This is a genomic window from Campylobacter concisus (assembly GCF_003048775.2).
In the GTDB taxonomy this organism is placed as follows: Bacteria; Campylobacterota; Campylobacteria; order Campylobacterales; family Campylobacteraceae; genus Campylobacter_A; species Campylobacter_A concisus_I.
Genome location: NZ_CP049272.1, coordinates 98,949 through 122,869, shown reverse-complemented (window position 1 = coordinate 122,869; position 23,921 = coordinate 98,949). Strand labels below are relative to the sequence as shown.

The following is a 23,921-nucleotide window of genomic DNA, read 5'->3' as shown; positions in this document are numbered from 1 at the left end:
CATAAGCCATAAAAACTATTATTAGGCATTTGTAAATTTATACAAAAATAGACAGAAAGTCATTTTACATAGATTAAAAAGATAAACACTTATAAAAATTTAATGATATGAAAGAATATCCCAAAGGAATTTCCTTTGGGATTAAAAGTATAGATATTAAAGTACGTGTATTTGATCTTGAACTTCGATTGTAGTTGTACCACTAGTATAAGTAGTATAACCACCAGAACTAGCACCTTTAGTCCAGCTACTTCCAAGAGTAAGCTCATCATTGCTATCACCATCTATTTTTAGCTTATTCTCGTTACTATCACGTAATATATCTTGAACATTGCCAGCTGTAAGAGTTAAGGTTGTCTTTTCTCCATTAGTCATATCTAGTTTTTCGATATTTTTAACATGACTAAAGTCTATGCTATTGTCAGCTACTTTTAATGTATCAAATCCGGCTCCGCCGTCGATTTTTGTATCATTCAAGATTGCACCCTTTTCGATCGTGATCTCATCGTCGCCTGCTCCAGCTTCGACAACTGTATTATTCATTAAGTTTGCACCTTTGTTGATAAATATCTTATCATTTCCGGTTTCGGTCCTTATGTTGCCATTATCAAATTTTGAACCATCGTTAATGTAAATTTCATCATCACCTGCTCCGCCGTTTACGCCACCATTTGTAAATTCTGCTCCGTTAACATATACCTTATCGTCGCCATCATGTGCATATACGTTACCGCCGATAAATTTAGCGCCGCTCTCTAGCGTTATAGTATCATTGCCATTTCCAGCAAATACATAAGACGCATCTTGGAATATGGTTCCCTCTTTTATAGTAATTCTATCGTCGCCGTCGTCTGTTCTTAACTCAGATAAACCTCTATTATTACTATTCATAAACGTGGTATTAGTAACCTCTACTATATCGTTATCCGCTCCAGTATTTAAAGAAGAGCTATCAAATACTATACGATCGCCGTTGGCTGTTTTGCCGTCGTTAATTTTTATAGTCTCCTCGCCGGCACCGGTATTAATAACGGTGCTAGTGAGCGTTACCCCGCTAGCGATATTTACTTTATCTATGCCACCCTCGGTCATAATATTTGATTGATTGCCAACATCAGCAGTAATATTAGCATTGATATTTACAGTATCTTTGTCAGCTCCCGTATTTATATCGATCTTATTTATTGTCGCTCCAGCGTTAATATTAACGATATCTTCGCCCTCAATTGTTTTAATTTCGGAATTTATGAGCGTTCCGTCAATATTTATGATATCCTTAAATTTATTACCCCAAACAGTCTTTGCATCTAAATTAGTAACATTTGAAATATCTATCTTATTTTCGCCGTTTCCGCCGGATATTCCGCCTATATGAGAATTTTTAATTTTCATTTCATCATTGCCGCCCCATATACCGCCTTCTACAACTCCCTCAACAGTAGAGTTTTCAACAGTAATGTTATCCTTATCAGAATCTGCAGCTCCGCCATATATGCTAGGGCTTTCGCCGCGTCCGCCACTAACGTATCCTTTTACTTTTGCGCCGTCTAAAATTTTAATAGTATCGCTATCTTCGTTGCCTTCTATGTTTTCGGTTACGACGGTACCGGTATCTTTTACGGTTATCTTATCGTTACCCCATCTTCCGACTATACCGTCTACTTTAGCGCCTTTTTCTACCAATATCTCGTCATCGCCGCCTCTACCGTTTATACCGCTAACGTAAGTTCCGCTATCGCTTACGGTTACCTTATCGTTTCCTTCGTCGGCCTGTATAAGACCTACTTTTGCGCCTTTATCCACGGTTATATCGTCGTCTCCGTTGCCGGCGCCTATGAATCTGACCTGCGTTCCGTTTCCGCTTACTTTTATGGTATCACCAGCAGCACCGTTATCTTCTATATCTATATTTTTTCCTTGGCTTGCTTGATATGCTTTTTCATGTACATCATTTTTAGTTTTATTATCACCTAGTAATGTATCTACTTTTGAGCCACCCTCTACGGTTATATTATCGCTTCCTGAACCGCCGGAAACGCCAAAGACTTTGGCACCGTTTTTGAGATCAACGTTATCGTTTCCAACTCCTCCAAGCACAGACGCTATTTGTGCACCGTCTACGGTTATATTATCTATATTATCCGATCCAAACACTCTTAAACTTGGATTAGGATTTACTATCTTAGCTACTGAGCCATCATCTGGATAGTTTGAAGCTTTTGCTGTGCTAGTTACTGCTAGGTCTTTAGCATCATCTTGACCAATAGCTAGTTTACCATCATTGCTTACATACCAACCGTCTTTGTGTTGGAATGCACTAGGAGTAGTAGGATCATCAGGAGTTAGATAATCTCTACCATCAGTATGTCTATATACATGATATCCATTAGGTATAGAGTTATAAAATGAAGCTAATAGTCTAGAAGATGTGCTCTCTCCTACATACGCTGACAAAGGAATTTTTATACTTCCTGCTGGTAAAGTAGGTTCTATTGCTCCAGCCCCAACAGCACTTCCACCACTTACACCAAAGCTATTATCTCCACCTGCTGCTAGAGATAAAGCATCTATGCTTCCTACATTAGCATTTATGTTACTAATGTGGCCTCCTTCTGCAAAGCTAGTAGAAGATAAGCTTACGCCATCTCCACCATTACCACCTGCTTGTGGACCACCTGCAGCAGTTTCTTCTAGAGCATTAAGATCTGTTCCTTTTAAGATGGCTTGTTGTAAAGCTGAGATATCAGCTACTGTTTCGTTATTGTTAGAGTCTTGATCTAGAGTTAGAGTATCTTTACCTATTAAGGTTATATCTTTACCATCAGTTTGAGTTATTGTTACTTTAGAGTTAGAACCCTCTGTAACTATCTTTTCACCTTGGTATACAATATCTCCTACACTTAATTGTCTTACCTCTCCTGTTAAGTCATTAAGTGCTCTTGCTATTCCTCCATTTACGCTTTTAACTACTCCGGCTTCTTTAGCCATCATGTTCTCCTTATTGTTTATAGTATTTTAAATTTTGAATGAATTATATAAATTTTAGAAGGGCTTGTCTATTGTACCATGTGAAATATTTGTGTGACTATCTTTTATCGTAGCCCTAAAATTTAGCCTTTGCCTTTAAAATTCTTAGCATTAATTTTAGTAGAAATTGATTTTATTTAAAAATTTAAAGACCTACTAAAATAGAAAGTAAGTCTTTAAATATGATCTTATAAAGCCTTTATATCTCCACCAATAACTCTTAGCCCTCTACTATCAAATATCGCCTTTATGCCAGCTACTTCTATCACGACGCTTGATCCTTCTATCGTTACTTTTGTGCTACCTACTTGATGGATTATCTTATCTTTGGCATTTACCTCATAAGTCGTCTCTATATTGCTAAATTTTGAATCAGCAATCTCAGTGTGCTGGGCAGCTGTTTTTGTTGTGAAATTTGACTTAGCATTTATATCAATGTAGCTATTTGCCTGAAGCACAATATGCTCGTTACTAAATTCATTTATGCCTTTTTGTGAATTTAGCTTATAGCCACCATCTATGTTCTGCTCTTTTGTGCCTTTTACCTCTTTCATCTCATCATTATGTATGGTCGTATTAAGATTTGATTTTACTTCTACAAATTTATCATGTCCTACAAATTCATGACTATCTTGACCTACTCTTGTATTGTTATCAACAGCTACATTTAGCGTATTTGAGACACCAACTACTGTATCTTTTGAAAGTCCAACTGTTGTTAGATACTCGCCTCCGACATTTACATTTTTTGCTAGATCTATCGTCTGAATGTGGGCTTTTTTTACTCGTTCAGTATAACTTCCATGCACTTGTGAGCTTTTGTCGTTTAGTATTGTTTGAGAGAAGTCGTTATTTACAAGCTCGTCATAGTCCTTTTCTGCTTTTACATAAATTTGCTCTTTATTTTTTAAATTTGATAAAGTGATCTCGTTTATACCGGTCTCATTTGCGCCGATTGTCTTTGAGCTAAGAGATGTTTGGTGATAGTTGCTATCTACATTTACAAGTGGCGTATTTGAGGCATTATATAGGCTACCGCTTACTACTGGGTTATCTATGTCATTTTGTAAAAACGAGATGATAACCTCATCGCCGATCCTTGGTATGGCAAAAAAGCCTGAGCTATTGCTAGCAATAGGCGTTATCACCCTTAGATAAGCACTCTTGTGATAGCTTGCATTGATGGCATCGTCTTTATCGATTATCTCTTGCGTACTAAAAGCATTTAATCTCACCTTTACCCTACCATAGCTATCAGTATGGATCGTGTTATTTTGGCTATTTAGTCCATCTTGGCCGACCACAAGACCTAACGTGATGTCTGGTGCTTTTGGCTTTTGCTTGTAGCTTGGGACAAATTTTACACTACTTGGAATGATGCTTATCTCGTTTGTGTATGAGCTTATAAATTTTTTATCTTTAAATGGGACATTATCGCCTAAATTTAAAGTATTTTCTAAAACGCTCTCATCAATATAAGTATGCTTTAAAGCTATTATTTTAAACTCATATTCACCCTTGCTAGCATCAATGGCTACCGAGATATTATCATTTAAATTTAGTGCAAATACATTTGAGCTAGCGGTAAATTCTTTTAAAAGCATATCGCTTCTTAGTTTCTTAAGGTAGGTGCTAACTTCAAGCAAGCTAGTATCACTAAATGAATACTCATCTAAATTTATATGCTTATCATAGATATTTACCTGCTCGTCAAATATCTTTTCATTTTTACTCTCTAGCACATTTGGATAAGCTGTATTTTGAAAAGAGTGCGTAAAGCTATTTGCTTTTAGCGTCTCGCTCTTTGTTATTTTATTTATATGCTCGGTTGCTAGATTATTATTCAAATTTACATTAAAGCTTACTTTTCTAGCTTCCTTGCTACTACTTGTATCACTTGAAGTAAAATTTTCATTTTGATTGCTATAAGCTAGTATAAATGTATCATGAAAATAAATTTTTTCATTATCTTCGTAAAAATATATACCACTATCATGGCAAAGTCTTGTTATGAAAGCTAGATCGCTCTCATTGTACTGGGCTATAAATTCTCTTTTGTTGTAGTTATTTTTGATATTTGAGAAGTCTAGCTCTTTGGTTAGCCTTTGCTTATTAAAAGCTAAAATATCTTTTACTATTTCTAAAATGCTCTGGTCTGTATAAATTCTATTTGCTCTATTTATGCTTAGTCTATATAGTGGCGAAGTTAGCTTAAATTTAAAGAAGTATTTTTTATCTATATTTGTACTAGTCTCATCATCTACACCAAGATACTCTACATCACTTACTATTCCACTAAAGTGCATATCGTTTGAGCTACCATCTGGAACGATATTTTTATTTGTTGAAGACGGCCTTTTTATGCTTAGCTTTATACTTTTATCAAGATATTTATATATGCTTGAGTAGCTTTTATCGTTATTGTAGATAGTGTCTAAATTTTCATAAAGTGGGTTTTTTACCAAATTTATATAAGCAAAGCACTCTATTCTAAATATACTTTCTAAATTTTCATAAATATCTGCACGTGTAACGATAAATTTATCGTTTGACTCGTTTACTATCTGAAGAGTTGAGAAGGTATCGTTAGATACGCCGTAGTCCACAAAGCCATCTGTTGCTACTGAGTTACCAGATGCTAGCATGACAGGCTTGGTTAGTGATGATGTTGGTGATGTTAAATTTTTGTCCATTTGTTGCTCTTTCAATCTTTTTTCGTTTTCTTCTTCTCTAAGTTTTTTAAAGTATTTTTTCTCTGGTTCTTTGATATTATAAAATCTATTAACTTCTTCTTCTATTCCACCACGTTCAGCTTCTTTATTTATTTTTTCTTTAAGATTGGCATCTTTATCTATATAATTTTTGGCGGCATCTGCATTTCCTTTAAAAATCTCTCCAATAATTGGTATTTTTGAGAAAGGATAAGTAAAGGTATCAATAGCATTTTGTGAGTTAGTAAATTTATTATTTTCTTCATTAAAATTTTTTAGTTCTGTATTATCATGTTTTATATCAAGTTTCTTTTTGCTAGTGTTAAAAAAATCCATCATCTTTTCTCACTTTCCAAAAGCTTATCTAAATCTTTTTCATCTCCTACTATCTTTAATATAACTCTCAAATAACCATAATGATAAGGATCTTGTCCATGATCTAATAGTTTTTTGATTAATTTAAATTTCTCTTCTTTAAATTCTTTATATTTCGGTGTTTTTATAAATTCTAATAGCTCAGGGCTTGCTTTTTTGTCTTTTATGCCATCGCTATTTTCTCTAAAAAAGGCTAGGAATTCTGTTGCTATAATTGCAGTTAGCCATTTATCTGGCGTAATATCTTTATTCAAAAGTAAGTCAAATGTTTTAGTCTTATTATTTTCATAAGCAGCATCTAGTAAATTGGAGCCATCATTAGCGAAACTTGGGACTATATTAGCATCACACCCAAGCTCATCTATGTAATATTCTATACATTTAGCAGTATTTTCATCGGTCGTATTTTTATCAAAGATCACAGCAAACATATTTAAACAATTTGCTTCGTGTGAATATAAAGATGTTATGAGAAATATGATTATTGCCAATTGCTTCATTGCGCTAATCCCTTTTGAGTTCTATTCTTTAATAAATTATCTAAATCCTTTTTATCATTTAAAATTTTTAAAATAGATTTTAAAGTAGAATAATCTTTCGGGTCCTGTCCATAATCTAATAGTTTTTTAATTAATTTAAATTTCTCTTCTTTAAATTTTTTATATTTCTGAGTTTTTATAAATTCTAATAGCTCAGGGCTTGCTTTTTTATTGTTTATACCAACACCATTTTCCCTAAAGAAAAATAAAAAGCTCATTCCTATGGATGTTGCCAAGCTAGTATTGGCGTATGTGCCTTTTTCCAAAAGAGTATCAAAAGTTTTTGTTTTATTTGCATCATAAGCATATTCTAATAGATTTGGTCTTATTGAAAGTTCAGGAATTTTTATAGTCATATTTGCATCACATCCAAGATCATCTATATAGTATTCTACGCATTTAGCAGTATTTTCATCGGTCGTATTTTTATCAAAGATCACAGCAAACATATTTAAACAATTTGCTTCGTGTGAATATAAAGATGTTATGAGAAATATGATTATAACTAGGTGTTTCATATCGCATTTCACATATCATGTTAATTTAAAAGATAAAGATAAAAAGGGCTCATCTGTGTCCTTCTAGCTAGAAGATGATTTTATCAACCCTAGGGGTAACCCCTAGGTTGGTTTTAAGCTTTTTTAGTAGCTTCTCTCCAGTCATCGCTTCCGCTTGTGCCTGCAGCTACGTGTTCCCAAACTATCTTTCTATAGTTCATTGAAACTTTGAAAAGCTCTGTTTTGTCGCTGTTTAGCTTGTCTTGAGCATTTGGACTTACTAGAGTAATATCTGTTATAGTTGCATCTTCTAGTTTTGTAGTAAAGAAATGCTCCGCACCACCACTAGTTGATGTTCTATACCAATAGATCTCAACCTCTGGAAGTCTTTCACCTTGTGTTAAAGCATTGTAAAGAAGTGGAACAGCTTTATTTAGTGATGTAGTAAAACTAAATGGCTTATGGACTCTTTGGCCTGATGGTTGGCCACTTTGTGGATCAGTTGGAACTGTTACTATATGAGAAACCTCTTGAGCCATAATCTCATCTTCGTGACCTGACTGATAGCGATTACCTATACTAGCTTCTGTTGAAGCACCACTTGAAATAAGTCCTTGTGTAGAACCTTTCACTTTAATATACACTGGTTGTGACATATTTACTCCTATTAAAAAGTTTGAATTATTCTATCTTTTATTTACTTTCTGTTTTATTAAAAACATTACTTTTTTAACATATAGCTTTGAAGAGCTTTATGCAATAGATAATTAAACGCTTCCTTATCTTCCTTAGTGCTTTTTAGTACGGCTCCTGAAAGATATTTAAAAAATGAGTTATTCTCGACTATATCATACATTTGGCTATATAGCTCTTTGCATATAAGCTTAACCAAAACAGTATTTATTAGTTCTGTCGAGTCACTAAGAGGAAGAGTTTTCATGATTGTTTCCATATCTTTTGTATTTAAAGTCCTAGTCTGCTCACTTATAGGGCTCATATTTGGTTGCAATTTTATACTCTCAACTATCTTTGTCAAAAGCTCATCCATGCTTTTTGCAGTAAGCATATTTTGACTATTTGCATTTTCTTCTTCGTTAAAATTTTGAGCTATCTCATTTAAATCTAAAACTGCATCGTGCTCATTTTCATTTAAAGTGATATCTTTTTTATCATTTATTAATGAGTTTATCTTTGGTTCTTCTTTAAAATCAACATTTGAAATTTTACCAACTGGCTCAAAACGTTTATCATCAAGCTTGTCAAAATTTTTCGTATTTTCTATTATCTTATGGGCTTTTCCTATATATTCATCAATCCTAGAAGGGTCTATAAATATAAATTTTAACTCCCCTATCCTAAAGACATCGCCCAAATTTATAACGCTCTCATAGTCATCTGGAAGCTTTGAATATGAATCACTATAAAAAATTTCACAATCTTTATAGCCACAAATTGTGAAAACCCCCTCTTCAAATCCAACATGAGCGTGTTTTGGTGCGATTGAATCGCTCATATCATTACAAGAAAATTTTGTAGTATCTAACGAGCCTATATCACCACCATTTTCATCAAAAATGATAAATTGAGCTGAAAAGCTTGACGCTTTATCGTAATTTTGTATAACTGCTGCTATTTGTTGCATATTTTTTCCTTAATAAAGCATCTTCTTTGGTAAATTTATCGTTGGTATGATATCCATAAGCTCTAAAAGCTCTCCTCCATTTGGTGTTACTTCAAAGCCAAAATATGAATCTCTTCTACCATCAAAATTAAGTGTACTAACGCCAACGCTACTAAAATTTGAAGCTTTTAATATCTTATACCAGCCCCACTCTCCATCAAAGCTTAACTCTTTTCTCTCGCTTCCAGTGCTTGAAACTGCATTGAATTTAAACTGTGTTGATATGTCAAAATTTTTGCTTGAAACTATCAAATTTGAGGCAATTGTATGATCATAAGTCAAAGAGTTATTAGAATAACTAATATTTATATGGCTAAAATTTGCCGATAAGTCGACGGCTTTTAAATTATAATTTAATTTTAGCTCATCATTTGAATCAAGCATTAAATTTGAAATTCTGTCTATATAGGCAATATTTTTAAGAAAATCCCTACTAAATCTTAGCTCTTTTGCGTATTTTGGTCTTATTTTATAACCATCAGCGGTTTTACTTAAGATTTGTTTTAGATATCTATCATAAAAGCTATTCCAAGTTCCGTTTTTGCCAAAGAATCTTTTAAATTCTTCTATACTGACAGCCTTTGGAGATTGTTCGTTAAATGGATAAAATGGCTTGATAAGACTTTCAAAATCATCAAAAACATCATCTCTATATGCTGTTGATAAAAGCGCTGAAGCGCCATTTTCTACTTGTTTCCACGCAAGTGTCGATAACTTTTGATAATATTCATTTAAATCATCTGGAAGCTTCTTAGCATCATTATTTAAGACAACAAATGGATCGTTTTCGTTTTTTATGCCATTTATTGCATAAACTATTTTATCATCGTTACTTTGAAGCATTTCGAAGTTATAGTCACTAACTTTTTTATAAACACTTGTTACGTCATTGCTTATAATATCTAGCAAGTCATTAGAATTTAACGCATGATAGTTAGTAAATTTAGCACTAAAATCACTGAAAACACGTTTTATCTCACTTGAAGCAAATCCTAGAGAATAGATATATTTTAGTAAATTCTCATCATTTAAATTTGTATTTTGATTAGTTAATTTTATTAAAGAATTTAAAGGATTTTCTCTCTTTGACAAGATGTCGAGCTCTTCTATGACCTCTTTTTTTGTGCTAAATTCATTTGGCTCTATTTCTCTTAAAATTTGACTCCATTTATCAGCATAATTTTGCAAATAAAGCTCTATTACAGCAATGCTCAACTCTTTCTTATCATTTGAGCTAATATCTTTTAAAGAAGAATTTGTCTCCATTAGCCAAGATTCTATTCCAGCTGTTTGATCTATGTTTGAGCTAAGCTTTGATAAGAAATCTCTTAAATTTTCTTTTGTATAAATTTTATTAAATGGCTTAAATGCTTCTTTTTCTTGGACTACTGTGTATAAATTTTCAACATCTTTTTTAATATCGTAAAAAGACTTATCATCTTTAAATGATATGAACTCAAGTATATAGTAGAGCCTTTGTGCTCTTTGAACAGGTGATAGCCTCGTATTTGCTATACTTTGAGCAACTGTATCTGCAGTTATGTTTAAATTTTCCGCCTTTAAAATAGCCTCAATATGAGCTAAGAATTCATCTTTTGCAACGCCATATTTTTCAAATTTATCCCAGTTTGTGCTAATCCAAATTTTAAATAAATCCACATTTGTATAGTCTTTGTCAAAGAGCGAATCATACATATAAAATGCTTTTATTAGCTTATCTGGATCAATTTCATTTTTTAGTATATTTTCCATTTCAGTTAAAACTGTATTTTTGAAAAAATCAGCATTCAAATCATAGTAAAGCGCTTTAACTGGAGTGAAGCCTTTATACGAAGTATCTAGTGTTATATACTCAAATTTAGTATCGCCGCTAAAGATTCTTGGATAGTCATTTAGACTTTGTTTTAGTAAATTTAGAAGCTCAATCTTTTGTGTCGGAGAGAGATCCTTGTATTTTTTACCATCAAGGTATGAAGAAATTTTATTTGCATTATTTATAGCATTTTGCTCTTTTATATTTTTAGTATCTAAAATAAAACTAGAACCCAAATATACTCCAGCACAAAGTATGGCTACTAAAACAAAATTTACAAATTTTGTAAATCTATTTTGAGCACCAAATTTATTTAAGTTAGCTTTAAAAGCTATCTCTTTTAAAAATGATTTTACAAAATAGCTTTGTTTGCTATAGTTGTTTACTGCTCTTAAAAGTGGTTTTTTGATGTTATATCTATCGCAAATAGTATTTGTAAGGTAGTTTATAGGTATATTTTCTTGATAAGCACTTACGAAATAAATTCCATTTATGGTTGAGCTATTTTTAAGTGTATTTTGAGAGCTTAGCTTTATTACAAAATCTTTCACTAAAGCAAAAAAATTATCAAGTTGTTTTAAAAAGAGATATGAACGCTTCTTATCTTCCAATAGGTGTGAAATCGAGTTCTTACTCATGAGATGTTTAAATAGTGACTCGCTTAAGCTTTTTAACTCTGTTTCTAGTGATTGCTTTGAGAAATTTGAATCTAAGTTTATTCCTAGAGCCTTATTTGCCACATCTTCATTGAAAAGCCTAAAATAATCTCCCATGCCATCTATTAAGTCAAGTTTGCTAAAAACAATATAAATAGGGAATTTAATATTTAGATGTTTCTCACAGTCATTAACCCTTTTTATCATATATCTAATTAATTCATCAAAATATTCTTGCGTGCCTTCAAGGAATTTTTTAGTATCTATTATTAAAACCGCACCACTTAATCTAGCGTTAAAATCATTTCGTTTTAAAAAGTGTAAAAATTCACTCCAGATACTTTTTTTAAGCAAGTAATCCCTATTTTTATCCACATCATCTTCAGGAAGCTCTTCAGTAGCTGTTGGCTGGTACAAGCTCTCTTGTGCAAAATGTATACCCTCAGTATCTAAAAGTGCGCCAAATTTTGAAATATAAAGATTAAAGTTTGTTGTACTTTTGTGTATTTTTTTATAAGTATCTAAACTATCAGATAGTGGAAATTCGATATTTGAATAGTTTATAAACGCACTCTTTCCAGCACCTTCGTTACCCATTATCATTATTAAAGGTAATTTTTTAAAATTTATATCTTTTTTCCATGTTGTTTTGGCATCTTTCAAAGAAAGCATAAAATTTCTTTTTGCCTTACCAAAGCTATCCATAGACTCTTTTTTTATCTCTTTTAGCTTATTATTTTTTTCATCTTTTTGAGATGCTAAATAGTGCATTAATGGCTTGATTAAAACAAAAAATAAAATAACTGCCCAAAATGCAATTAATATAGTGACTCTTGAACTTATACTAGCAAAGCTATATACATCGTTAAAAGCTATAAGTGGAGCGTAAAGCCAAAATAAGATGCTTAATGCAATAGAAGCTACCAAAATGGTACTGTGTTTAAATCTAAAAAAGACAAAAAATCTTCTTAGGTAATCGATAAATGCCATTGATGCACATCCTTTTACAAATAAATATATTTCTTTAATGTAATAATAACAAATATTTTAGATTTTATATCTAAAAATTTAAGAGCAAAGCCTAAATTTTATAAAATTTGACATATTTTTATTACTTTTAAGCCTTGCACCAAGGCCTATTTTACTATAACCTTCATCCATCCCAAGCTTTAATTGCATCTTTGGAGAATAGTTTATTTTTATGTATAAATCGGCGACAAATTCATTGTTTGTAAAAAAGATAAGAGTATCTTGAAGCTCTTTAAATTTTCTTCTTTTTGGGAAAAAATCAATAGCTTCTTCATAATCTATACCATTTATATAAACTGCTATCTTAGTTTGTTTCTCAAAAAGCTTTTTGCCAAGTATAAAATTTCTGCCCAAAGTCCTATTTTTAATACCAAGTGAATTTAAATTTGAAGGAGATATAAAAATTTGATTTGGTAGATTTTCTAGCAAAAATAGTTTATTTTTTTAAATTAAAAATGCCGCTGCAAGGCAAATTCGATCTCTTTTTAGGTCTTCTTTGGCTAATAATAAGCGGAGAAAATGGTAAGAATTTTTTTGCTAATTTTTTTATTGCTTATGTTTAATATATCCAATAAAATCTTTGAAATTTTTATCATCAAGCTCTTTTTTTCAAAGGATCTTGCATAATTTTTTTAGACTAATGCTATCAAAGAAAAGCCAAAGCAAGTAATTGTCAAAAAAGTCAAAAAATTTCTCGAAATTATTATCGCTACTCTTTGAAATCTTTTCTAAAATATAGCTTGTAAGATGCGAACCACTTCCCAAAAGACCCATAAAATTTACGACGATTTTTACTGCATCCTCTTTATTTAAGCTCTCAAGCTCATTAATCGGATAAGCAAAACTTGGGCTATTTTTTAAAAAAATATCTCTTCTATCGTGGTGCTTTAGGCAGTTTTTTACTAACTTAAAAAAAGAAGCTTGATTTAGTTCTTTGTTCATATTAATTTTTTTGTACCACCTAAAAAGTCATAATTAAGCAAAATTTTACTCTTTATACACTTTATTTTAAGCTCGCAAAATGAATTGATTGAGGCAAATTTTGATAAAAATTTAGCCAAATTTATACCTAAAGTATATACATTTCCAATACTCTCAAATTCGCTTTCATCTATATAGAATATGCATAGTAACCCTCTTTTTGCAAAGCCTTGGTCAACTCTATAAATTTGCTTAGTTTTTATATCATAAAGCGAGTTTGCAAATTTTTTAAAAAACTCATCATCTGGTGTGCTAAAGGTATTAAGAAGTGCTAAAAAAGAGCCCTTCTCTAGTATACTTTGATAGCTAAAAGATAAGATACTAACCAGTTTCCAAAGAAGATTTCCATCTATTTTTACTCGCTTTACACTAGTTGGAATGGTTAAATTTTTAGTTGTTACGCCTTGATGGGACAAAACTCTATCTATCTCGCCAAGTCTTAATTTACAAGGCAAATCACCATTGCAACAAAGTGTATCTATGCTAATGGTTTGATCTTTAGTGTCGCTTTTAAAAAAGGAAATTTCTTTATAAGAGTTTAGTTTTATATCTGTTTTATTGCTGACAAAATAATAATCTTTTGCTCGCTCATCATTTAAAAATTCAAATCTCTCAAAACTTTTATAGTTTTTTAATATCCTTTTTTCATTATTACTACTATGAGCGACCACCTTATTGATTGAAACGATTTCGTAAGCATCGATATTTGAGCGATCTAGAAAAATTCTATATTCGCTTCGTCTATTGTTATTCAAAATAGGCTCGGCACTCATTGCAAATAAATTTATTGCAGGCGTAACAAAAAGAGAAAAATATTCTAGCCTTGGCACATATCCACTTGGCATATCTTTTGAAAATATGAATTTAACATTAAAGCTTTTTGTAGAAAAATTTTTAAGAAAACTAAGACCGTTTAATCGTACAAAATTTAACTTTGAAGGAAAAAATGATAGCTCTTTTAAAAGCTCAAATGCTTCAAATCCAAACTCATCACTCTTTATCAAACGCTCGTCAAACTCATCTAAACTAAGTTTATCAGGGCTTAACTTTATCTCTTGATCGCTATCTTCAAAACTTATTGTAATAAATTTCAAGTAATTTTTTAGCCACATTAAGAGCGTAGAAGAGAAGTAAACATTATCTCCAAGATATAAATTTAAAAAGTCTATATCAAGTTCTTTAGTGCTAAGCTCGTCCTTTGTAACGCTTATATTTAAATTTAGAAGATAATCACTCTTATTGTTTGACATAAAAGCTTTTGTTATCTTTAATGGAAGCAAATTTATGTCAAAGATCGTTTGGAATTTGCACGTTATGCCATTGATCTTCTTTGACTCAACTATACTTCCTTTTGGTATAAATTCTCTCACCCCCGAGAAGTCATCTCTTAAGGTAAATTCTTGCATACAAACTGATGGAAAAGGATTTGTATAGCTTGGCATTAAAATATTTACTAAAGACTCAGCGATTAGCGGGATATTTTCATCTAGTTCTTGCCTGATCCTAGATGTTAAAATAGCCATATTTTCTATTATGCTCTCAACATCAGGATCTTTGCTTTTAGTATCTAAAAAGGGTGCTACTTTTGAAAAATTTTTAATAAAAAGGGCTCTTGTTTCATCAAGATATGCCATCTCTTTTTGAAAATAAGCTAGATTATTTTCATTATAATCCATTATAAAATCTCACAATATCTATTGTTTTTAAAAATAACTTTTAGCAAATACTCTTTGAAATTATCGTTTTTATGCTTGTAGTTTATATTAAAGATGATACGCCAAGGCTTTAGTGAGTCATCGTATCCGATAGATGTTACTTCTATTCTATTCTCATTTGAGCTGATTAGTTCATATATCGCCATGCCAAGTTTATGACCAAGCTCATTTATTTCAACACCCATCGACCAAAGATCAATAATGCTATCATTTAATCGACCGTAGTTACCAAGTCTAGAGTTTAAGATAGTATCAATGTGATCTTTTATGTCGCTGTCTAGATCTTTAAAATATGGACGTAGTTTTGATTCGTCACTAAATTCATATAAAATTTTATCTATCAGCGACATAGTAAGCTTACTCTTTGTCTAGTTTTCCGACCAAAGAAAGCTCGAAATTTGCTCCCATAAATTTAAAGTGAGGTCTAGCCAAAAGCTCTATTTTATACCATCCAGGCTCACCAGCTATATCACTGACGATTACTTTTGCACTTCTAAATGGTCTTCTGCTTCTAACATCTGCTGGTGGGTTTTCCTGATCTGAGATGTATTGTCTTAGCCATTCATTTAAGCCGCGTTCAACATCGCTACGCTCTTTCCATGTACCTATCTCTTCTCTTTGAAGCACTTTTAGATAATGAGCCAAACGAGAGATTAAGAATACATAAGGTAGTTGAGTTCCTAGTCTGAAATTTGTCTCAGCAGCTTTACCTTCTGGAGTATTTGGGAAAATTTTAGGCTTTAATGCAGAGTTTGCTGAGAAAAATGCAGCGTTATTACTATCTCTTCTTAAAGTAAGAGCGATAAATCCATTTTCTGAAAGTTCAAATTCTCTTCTATCTGTGATCAAAACTTCGGTTGGAATTTTTGTTTGGACGCTTCCATAATTTTCATAAGTATAAGTTGGAAGATCCTTTACAGCACCGCCACCTTTTGGCCCAATGATATTACCACACCATCTATAATCAGCAAAACTATCTGTAAGCCTTGTAGCAAACGCATAAGCTCCATTGCCCCAAAGCATATCATCGTGATTATTTACAGTTTCTCTATAATTAAAGCTCTTTATAGGGTTATCTTCTGGCACATAAGGAGATCTTGTAAGAAATCTATTTACCATACAACCTGTATATTTTGCATCTTCATTTTCCCTAAAAGTTCTCCATCTTGTATATTGTGGGCCTTCTAGCATGCTTTTTAGATCTTTTATATTTTCAAGCTCACCAAAATTATCAAGTCCGAAAAATTTAGCAGAAAGAGATGTAAGAAGCGGTGAATGGCTCATTGCAGCAATTGATGACATTTTATTTAAAAAAGTCATATCTTGATTTGATTTATCTAGCTCATAATCAGCCACTATCGCACCAACTGGCTCTCCACCAAACTGTCCATATTCAGCTGAATAAATTTGTTTATAAAGTGTACTTTGAGTTATATCTAGATTATTTTCAAAATCATCTAAAATTTCTTCTTTTGTGGCGTCTAAAAGATCAATTTTTACATTTTCATTAAAATTTGTTCTCTCAACCAAAAACCTAATTCCACGCCAAGTTGATTCTAGCTCTTGAAAAGATTTATTGTGTAAAATTTCATCCATTTGAGCAGATAAAAGGGTATCAATGTGGGCTATCATCTCATCAAGTGCAAGCTTATTTATTTTATCTTCAGCATTATTTGTTGTTATTATATTTGAAATAAACTCAGCAACTCCTTGCTTTACAACGCTATAACTCTCGTCATCTTTTGAATATTTACTCCTTTGCATTATGCTTTCAATGATAGGAGTTTTAACTTTAGTTTCAGACATTTTTATTCCTTATCTTGTTCGTCTTTAATCTCTAAAAGAAGTTGTTTTCTACTATCTTCATCTTTTATAGCTTCTAAAACCGCTTTTCTAAAATCAGGTATATTGCCCATAGGACCTTTTAATGCAACTAAAGCTTTTCTAAGCTGTAAAAGTTTTTTTAGCTCAGGAATTTGATTTATAATATTATCTGGATTAAAATCATGGATGCTTTCAAAATCAAGGTCAATATTTAAATCTTCATTGTTAGAATTTAGCTTATTTTTTACAGAGAAATTTGTATGAATATCTAAGCTTTTCATAACCTGATCAAAATTTATTTTATTGATAGAAATCACTTCGCGATCTTCAAGTGGAGTTTGGTTTTCGCCAGTTAAATTTGCAACTACCATAAGTTTTAATGGAAGCTCTACATCGGCCTCTTGGTCATTTGTCTTAGTTTTATAAACTATATTTATGCGTTCTTTTGGTGGGATTAGATTATCTGCCATAGTAACATCCTTTTTTCGTAAATGATTTAAGAATTATATTTAAATAAAATTAAAGGTGATTTAAAAAAACATATTTTATCACACAAATGTTTTTGCCTTTATATATACGTCTGATAAATAATCTTTAAGCTCGGTATTTTCTATGAAATTAACTATTTGTGCATAGGTAGCTTTTGCATTATTATTCATGCCTTGAGCAGTAAAAATTTTTGATAATTCAAGCATAAAATTAAGCTCACTTTGAGCACTTGAAGCATGCTTGCTTTTGTCTAGTTCTTTTATTAGATCTTCAAAACTCATATCTTTTTTACTATCACTACTAGGAGTAAATTCCAAAGAGTTACTTTTAATAAAAAATTTACTTATATCTTCACTAAAGAAAGCTTCTCCGCTTTGAAATTTGAGCTTTTTTATATCTGGAAATTTATCAATAAAATTTAAAACCATATCACAAACAAGATCACTTTGCCTTGCAAGTCCAGCACTATTTAAAAACTCGCAAAATATCTTAATGCCTTCTATCCAAAATGGATTAAGCGCTAAATTTCTTATAAATTTTTCTAAATTATCAAGATTTAGTTCCTTACTTTTTTTAAAAAGCATAATTAGATTTTCATCAGGATAACGTATCTGAGTTATTTGATCGCTACTTGATGGAAGTGCCTTTATTCTGCCCCACATTGCTTCAAAAATTAAAGTATAAGCGGTAAAATTTTTAATATCACTCCTTAAAAGTATTAGTGATAAATTTATAAAATATTCTCTAAATTCTCTATCATTAAATGTGCTAATGTCATTGCCGCTAAATGAAACGCTTTGATGGTAAGTTGGCTCAGTTTTAGTAATTACTTTTGGCTCTTTAGCTTTTAAAATTTCTTCTTTTTTTTCTTCTATATAAAGCGTATCAAAATGTGTGCCAAACTCTTGCGAAAGCTCAGGCACAAGGTCATTAAACGCTTTTGCGTCAGCTTGATCCAAAGCTTTATCATTAGCTTGCGTAAAAAGCTCTATTGTTTGAGCTATTATCTTTTTTTTAGCAGGTAGTTGTTTTTCATTTTTTGCAAGTAAATTTGGCTCTTTTTTTAAAATAGATAGAAAAAAGGCAAAAGCTTTTATAAGCGTCTTAAAAGCCTCTTTATCGTTTAAATTTATAGCAGAAATCGCTAAAAAATTTAAAAGCTTGGCATCAAGACTAAACTCACTTAAGGCTTTTAAAGATGAGCTAAATACGTGATCCCACTTTATGCTATCATGCATCAAAGTTTTATACTTTGACATTTCATCAGTTAAACTAATATAAAGCTCATTCTCTAAAAAATCTTCATTAAATTTATTACAAAAATTATCTTGCACTTACTTATTATCCATAAAATTCTCTATCTTATTATTTAGGATGCTATCGTTTCTGATATTGTTTTGATCCATAGAATATGTACTATATAAAAATGCAGCTGCAATCATGGCAATAGCTAGCAAAATGAAATAAAATTTTAAACGCTTTAACGAAAATACCTCAAGAAAACTTTTCTTTGTCTGTTTTAAGTAACTCTTTTCAAATACATTTTCATCGGCCTTTATGAGCGGAGAAACGGCTGCAGCTATATTTTCACAAAGATAAGAAATTTTTTCATTGCAATCTTCTTGTGTTTCATATTTTCCTTTATAGCCAAGCACCAAACAAGCATATATAAATTCTAAGAAATCTTTATTTTTACCAACATTTTCAAACCACTTATCCATAATGCCAAAGAATTTATTTCCACCTAGATTTTCATTAAAAAATCTTGTTGTCAGGGTATTATTGGCCCAAAAGCTGTTCATAAAAATTTCATTTTTTAGCAAGCTCTCATCTATAAAAACACAAAGACAATATCTAAGCCTAATAATATCGTCTTCCTCGTAAATGCCTAGATTTGATATCTTTGAAGTAGTGCTTAAGATATCGTTTATCAATTTTTCACGTAAATTTGCCATTTCACTTTGTGAAAAATTTTGTAATTTTGAAACCCTATTTACCAAAAGAAGCAATGGCAACACATGATCTAGTGCAAGATTTGTACCAAGACCCAAAAGATTTGTTTGACTTAAAACTGAGGTTTCATTTTGATTTTCGTTCATTTTTATCCTTATAATAAAGCCCACATTTTAATGTCAGCATTCGGTAAATTTGCCGTTATATAAACGCTAATCACATTTTGATTTGCAAAGCTTTTAAAAATTTCGTCTTTTTTGTCTATCTTATAGTAAATATAATCGTTTAACTTCGGTAAAGTACTAGGAACAACAGAAATTTGCTCTACGTTTATACCCCTTAGCTGTGAAGAAACTATGCCTTTTATATTTGATTGAGTATGGATTTTGCATTGCTCTTTAAAATTTTTAAGAAGATACTCATTTTTCGTATCGCTGTGAATAGCAAAATAAATTTCTGAGTTTTCAATAATGCTTGGATTATCAAAAATACAGTCATAAAAGCCGTGATTATTTTTAACAATTTGTGCCATTATATATTTTGGAGATAAGATGTGTGAGAATAAAAGTCTTAGATTATTTATCAAAGGCACAAAAGTTTGAGTTAGGTTGTTGTGATCGTAGGCTATAAATTCGCCAAAACTATTATCTTGACTAAGTGCCAACAGATCAGCTTGAAAATCAACTAATTTTTCATACAAATACTCTGGGTGAAATTTATCTTTCTTTAACAAATAAGAGAATATCAAATGCCATTTTTTTAGCATATTTAGTGTTAAATACGTTGAAAAATCAAGTCTATTTTTAGCTTGATCAACACCTCCTAGCAACCCAAAATAACTCTCTTGATGTTGCTTTGTAGCAAAGCTAAGTTCCTCTATAAAATTTGTTATGAAGGTGTTTTTACTAATGTCAATACAAGTTGGAATAAATTTTTCGTCAAGCGTTATTTGTTTATTTAGGTCTATATTTTTTATTTTACAAATTGGTATGCTAAGCTCGTAAGGCATCTTTGAGCCAAATACTCCAAGAGATGATCTTTGGCTTGCTAGGATTAGATTTTCTTTATCTTGTGTAAAGGCAGAAGATAGTTCAAAATCATCTTTATCATCTAGCTCGTTTAATATATCATTGCTAGCTTCATCATGCACTCTTGAGCTAATAAGTGCTTGCTTGGCTGTAAATTTTAGATTTGGTAAATTATTTTGCAAGCTAATATCAACCAAACCTGAGCTAATAGGTAGTTTTAACACTATAATGGCTGAGTTTAGTTCACTTGGGCTTATCTCAAGTGGCTCTGGTAATTCATCTTGATCTGGCGCGTTAAAAATCGTGCCATCTTGAGAGATACAAGAAATTTTAGTTAGCCCTATTTTACCTTGAAGCAAAAGATCGCTTGAAATTTCTAAATCTAAAACACCATATAAATTTGAAAAAGAAGAGATGGTTTTTAGGTTTAAATTTCTCTCAAAATATCTTTCTTGTTGCTCGAAATGAACCTTATCAACGTTCATTCCGTTATACCAAACGACTTTTAGCTTTTCAGACATTTTATTTGCTTGCTTGTATTTTAGAGCTACTAGCGTCTAAAACATTTACGCCATTTTTTGTTATTTCAAAAACTATATTTTTTTCTTTTATTTCTTTTGTAGCTTTGTAAGCCTTGATATTTGTCTTGCTCTGATCAGCATAAAGTACCAAAATACCGACATACGGAACCTCGTCAGGATATACATTTGTAAAAGCATATCTATTTGTATTTGGCTGAATTTGTGTTTTTATAGAGTCAATCTTGTCATAACCTAGTATTTCACCATTTCTCTCGGCTAGATCGATAATACTAGCTTCTTTAAATTTAGCCACATCTCTTAATTTATAAGCTATGATAGTTATAGGAACATTATCGCCATGATAGTTTAAATTCGAATTTGGCATATTGCTTATAATAAGATCTTTTGCACATCCTGTAAGAAATAGCATAAATACTAAAAAAGATAGAAATTTAAATATTTTTTTCATGAGTCCCTTTACCTTATTTTAATAATATTATTTTTGCGTAATTATATCTAAAAAATTTAGATGATGCTCATTTTAAAATTAATGTTCTTAAACAAAACTTTTATATCTGTTCTTATTCTTTTTTATCGTTTTTATTATATTTATTGATCATACTATCTACAGCCACCTGTGTTATTTCCAGTAAGTATACTTGCTCCAGCTTCAGCCGCGGTCTTATTCTACTCGCCCACTTTTATGTTTACCCTCTTGTGGCGTTGTAACCAATCCACATTATAAATACAAATATAGCCTGTATCAAAGAAATACCGCCTATCGTGACGTCCATTTCTTTCAAATTCTTTTTCGAAAAGTCGCTCTTTTTTATACCGTTTTTAATTATGTAATATATATTAGTCAAGATTATCCCAGCAAAAATAACGTCACCGTAGTGTTCTCCAAAGAGAAGTTTTAGGATTACTATAAAGCTAATACACAATATGCTACCAAAAAAATAATTAGAAATTTTTTTATTTTTTGTTATCCTTTCTATCTTTGTCATTTTTGCTTTTTATGCTATCGGCTACTGCTTGACCTACCCCTGTCACAACCGATACTATACTTTCAGCCTCAGTCTGCAAATCCCCATCGCCGACTTTTATGTTTTTACCAAAATTTCCTGCTATATTGCCGAATGCACCAAAAGCCCCACCTAAAAATAATTTATTAAACACTCTATCTTTATCCACATCTTTTGATCTATCTTTAAGCTGAGAGTATAGCTCAGTAGGTGAGTTCACGAAAGCACCTCTGACTATTGCTGAGAATAAACCGCTAGCAGCTCCGCCATATGCACCGCCTAATGCATTTATTACTACTTCTGTATGGTCAATATTTTTAAAACTGTAGCCGTTATTTATATACTGCGATCCAATATCTATACCTCCGCCTATGGTGGCGCCTGCTACTATACCCGGGGTTTTTGAGCTATCATAAAATTTAATATCTTTTGTTGCGTCTTTTATTAAAGTACTAGGACTGCTTTGCGAAGCAGAGAGCTTTGGTTTAGAAGCTGTCACTAAATAACCTTTATCGTTAGTAATTTTATAAACCTCTACCGGTTTATTATTTTTACCTAATTGTTGATATATCACTTTATTTCCCGTTATATCCATACTATGAGCTACATACTCTTTACCGTTGTGTCTTAATATACCGTCGCTACCCAACTTTCCTCCCTTTGGAGTATTGGTTAATAGTTTTTCGTTTATTCTTTCAGTCGTTCCTATTTTAAAGATATTTTTAAAATTTCTATTTATCGCCGCTGCTTTGTTTATTTTTTAATTTTACATTTGTAAAATTTAACGAATTCTTACTTTTTTCAAATTTAACTTTTTGCTTCTTTTGTTTTTTAGGGTTTCTATTCTGTGGTTTATCTGGTATAAATTTTTCAGGTCGAAAAGCCCAAAAAATCACGCCAATAGTAGAAATCCACGAAAAGACGCAAAAATAAACTAAACATCCATTTGATTTGTAGATTGTGAATTTAACGAGAAAGTAAAAAACAATAACAATAGGAATAAAAAATGATATACCTATTTTTAAAATTTTTATATTTTTAGACTTATTATAGATTATATAACAATGGCGAATAAACTTAAAACAAAAATATAGTACAAGCAAACCCAAAAAATATAAGATAATCCAAGCAACTAATGGGTGATGATTGGCTAAATATACGATTAAATCTACGATTTTATATTGAAATTCTCGCCAGAAAGCATTAAAAAAATCATTCATTACCATTACCGCCGATAGTATTGTCTTTTATTGTATTGCGAAGTTCATAATTTGCTCCTTGAAAAATTGTATGTCTAAAAATATTTCCACCATTTTCTATCATATTATTTAATAATTTATCTTCCCTATTTATTGATTTTGTATTTAAGAAATCTCTCCATTGCTTTGATATTGCCCCAATTGAATGCTTTACTTCTCGCAAAATTTGAGAAATTTGATTCATACTTAGTATCATCATCTCTATTTTTGTTTATATCTCTATGATCTTGTATATCCATCGATCTTTGGTTTTCATGAGTTATGGTCTTTACCAGATCTTTCGTATCGGTTATGTTTTTGAAATTTATATAACTAGCACCGGTTTGCAAACTCGTATAACCTTTTATTTTTTCGTCATTATATCCTCCTCTTTCATTTTTTGTACGTAAGGCTATGCGGTATAGTCTTTCTCAAAGCTTTCTTGAAAGCCTTTAAGAAAATTCTTTACAAAGGCTCTACTATGAAGCTCTTCATCTTTACTGTTAAGCTTACTGAAGCTTAACAGTTGGCAGTAGCTGGATATTCCTTGGGGTATTTTAAAGGTAACCTAAAATAAAAGATAGAAGCAAGAATTTAAAGCAAATTTATTTTTATGGTATTAAAAGGGTGATGACTTTATAATCGTTAGAATTTTTAAGAGACTGTCCCACTTTAGCAACTAAGTGTTCCACTCTTAAAGGAAATTTTAAAGAAAGGGAAAGAACAAAAGCATCACTGCTAGTGCCTAAAATAGTGTGTTTTGGTGTCACGGGGGAGACTTGAACTCCCGACCTCCGGCTTATGAGGATTTTTTATATG

At 31.5% G+C, this 23,921-nt stretch carries 20 protein-coding genes; all 20 read right to left on the bottom strand.

Features of this window, described 5'->3' with window-relative positions:
• Positions 1-156: 156 nt before the first annotated feature.
• Positions 157-2,988, bottom strand: a complete 2,832-nt coding sequence (locus tag CVT17_RS00550; RefSeq protein ID WP_107769934.1) for a retention module-containing protein — start codon at positions 2,986-2,988, stop codon at positions 157-159.
• 227 nt (positions 2,989-3,215) lie between these two features.
• Complete coding sequence (locus tag CVT17_RS00545; RefSeq protein WP_196373572.1) at positions 3,216-6,077, bottom strand: type VI secretion system Vgr family protein; 2,862 nt, start codon at positions 6,075-6,077, stop codon at positions 3,216-3,218.
• Positions 6,074-6,613: a hypothetical protein gene (locus CVT17_RS00540; protein WP_230853298.1), complete on the bottom strand. Its 540-nt coding sequence runs from the start codon at positions 6,611-6,613 to the stop codon at positions 6,074-6,076. Before CVT17_RS00540 ends, CVT17_RS00545 begins: the two co-directional genes overlap by 4 nt.
• Positions 6,610-7,101, bottom strand: coding sequence for a hypothetical protein (locus CVT17_RS00535; protein ID WP_196373571.1), 492 nt, complete (start codon positions 7,099-7,101; stop codon positions 6,610-6,612). The genes CVT17_RS00540 and CVT17_RS00535 overlap by 4 nt, the downstream gene beginning before the upstream one ends.
• 182 nt (positions 7,102-7,283) lie before the next feature.
• On the bottom strand, positions 7,284-7,805 hold the full coding sequence (locus CVT17_RS00530; protein ID WP_054195925.1) for an Hcp family type VI secretion system effector: 522 nt from the start codon (positions 7,803-7,805) through the stop codon (positions 7,284-7,286).
• 65 nt (positions 7,806-7,870) lie between these two features.
• A complete protein-coding gene (locus tag CVT17_RS00525; RefSeq protein WP_107769936.1) occupies positions 7,871-8,791 on the bottom strand; it encodes a hypothetical protein in 921 nt (306 codons plus the stop codon).
• 9 nt (positions 8,792-8,800) lie between these two features.
• A complete protein-coding gene (tssM, locus tag CVT17_RS00520) occupies positions 8,801-12,289 on the bottom strand; it encodes a type VI secretion system membrane subunit TssM (RefSeq protein WP_107769937.1) in 3,489 nt (1,162 codons plus the stop codon).
• 78 nt (positions 12,290-12,367) lie between these two features.
• Positions 12,368-12,757, bottom strand: coding sequence for a type VI secretion system baseplate subunit TssG (locus CVT17_RS00515; RefSeq protein ID WP_196373570.1), 390 nt, complete (start codon positions 12,755-12,757; stop codon positions 12,368-12,370).
• A gap of 180 nt (positions 12,758-12,937) precedes the next feature.
• Positions 12,938-13,270 (bottom strand): type VI secretion system baseplate subunit TssG, encoded by a 333-nt coding sequence (locus tag CVT17_RS00510; RefSeq protein WP_196373569.1) that lies wholly within the window; start codon positions 13,268-13,270, stop codon positions 12,938-12,940.
• The gene (tssF, locus tag CVT17_RS00505; protein WP_107858783.1) at positions 13,267-14,985 is read right to left on the bottom strand and encodes a type VI secretion system baseplate subunit TssF; all 1,719 of its coding nucleotides are present in this window, start codon (positions 14,983-14,985) and stop codon (positions 13,267-13,269) included. Before tssF ends, CVT17_RS00510 begins: the two co-directional genes overlap by 4 nt.
• Entirely contained in the window at positions 14,985-15,374 is a 390-nt protein-coding gene (locus CVT17_RS00500; RefSeq protein ID WP_054195920.1) for a hypothetical protein, read from the bottom strand. The genes tssF and CVT17_RS00500 overlap by 1 nt, the downstream gene beginning before the upstream one ends.
• A gap of 7 nt (positions 15,375-15,381) precedes the next feature.
• On the bottom strand, positions 15,382-16,830 hold the full coding sequence (gene tssC, locus CVT17_RS00495) for a type VI secretion system contractile sheath large subunit (protein ID WP_054195919.1): 1,449 nt from the start codon (positions 16,828-16,830) through the stop codon (positions 15,382-15,384).
• A 2-nt stretch (positions 16,831-16,832) separates the two neighbouring features.
• Positions 16,833-17,318, bottom strand: coding sequence for a type VI secretion system contractile sheath small subunit (tssB, locus tag CVT17_RS00490; RefSeq protein WP_107769940.1), 486 nt, complete (start codon positions 17,316-17,318; stop codon positions 16,833-16,835).
• 78 nt (positions 17,319-17,396) lie between these two features.
• Positions 17,397-18,671, bottom strand: coding sequence for a type VI secretion system domain-containing protein (locus CVT17_RS00485; protein WP_107858784.1), 1,275 nt, complete (start codon positions 18,669-18,671; stop codon positions 17,397-17,399).
• Positions 18,672-19,436, bottom strand: coding sequence for a type IVB secretion system protein IcmH/DotU (gene icmH / locus CVT17_RS00480; RefSeq protein ID WP_107858785.1), 765 nt, complete (start codon positions 19,434-19,436; stop codon positions 18,672-18,674).
• A gap of 8 nt (positions 19,437-19,444) precedes the next feature.
• Positions 19,445-20,839: a type VI secretion system baseplate subunit TssK gene (gene tssK, locus CVT17_RS00475; RefSeq protein WP_107769942.1), complete on the bottom strand. Its 1,395-nt coding sequence runs from the start codon at positions 20,837-20,839 to the stop codon at positions 19,445-19,447.
• A gap of 1 nt (position 20,840) precedes the next feature.
• The gene (tssJ, locus tag CVT17_RS00470; RefSeq protein WP_054195914.1) at positions 20,841-21,308 is read right to left on the bottom strand and encodes a type VI secretion system lipoprotein TssJ; all 468 of its coding nucleotides are present in this window, start codon (positions 21,306-21,308) and stop codon (positions 20,841-20,843) included.
• Between the two features lie 506 nt (positions 21,309-21,814).
• Entirely contained in the window at positions 21,815-22,513 is a 699-nt protein-coding gene (locus CVT17_RS00465) for a hypothetical protein (protein ID WP_107769945.1), read from the bottom strand.
• A gap of 82 nt (positions 22,514-22,595) precedes the next feature.
• The gene (locus CVT17_RS00460) at positions 22,596-23,084 is read right to left on the bottom strand and encodes a hypothetical protein (protein WP_107858787.1); all 489 of its coding nucleotides are present in this window, start codon (positions 23,082-23,084) and stop codon (positions 22,596-22,598) included.
• Complete coding sequence (locus CVT17_RS00455; protein WP_159070455.1) at positions 23,077-23,319, bottom strand: hypothetical protein; 243 nt, start codon at positions 23,317-23,319, stop codon at positions 23,077-23,079. The genes CVT17_RS00460 and CVT17_RS00455 overlap by 8 nt, the downstream gene beginning before the upstream one ends.
• Positions 23,320-23,921: the final 602 nt, after the last annotated feature.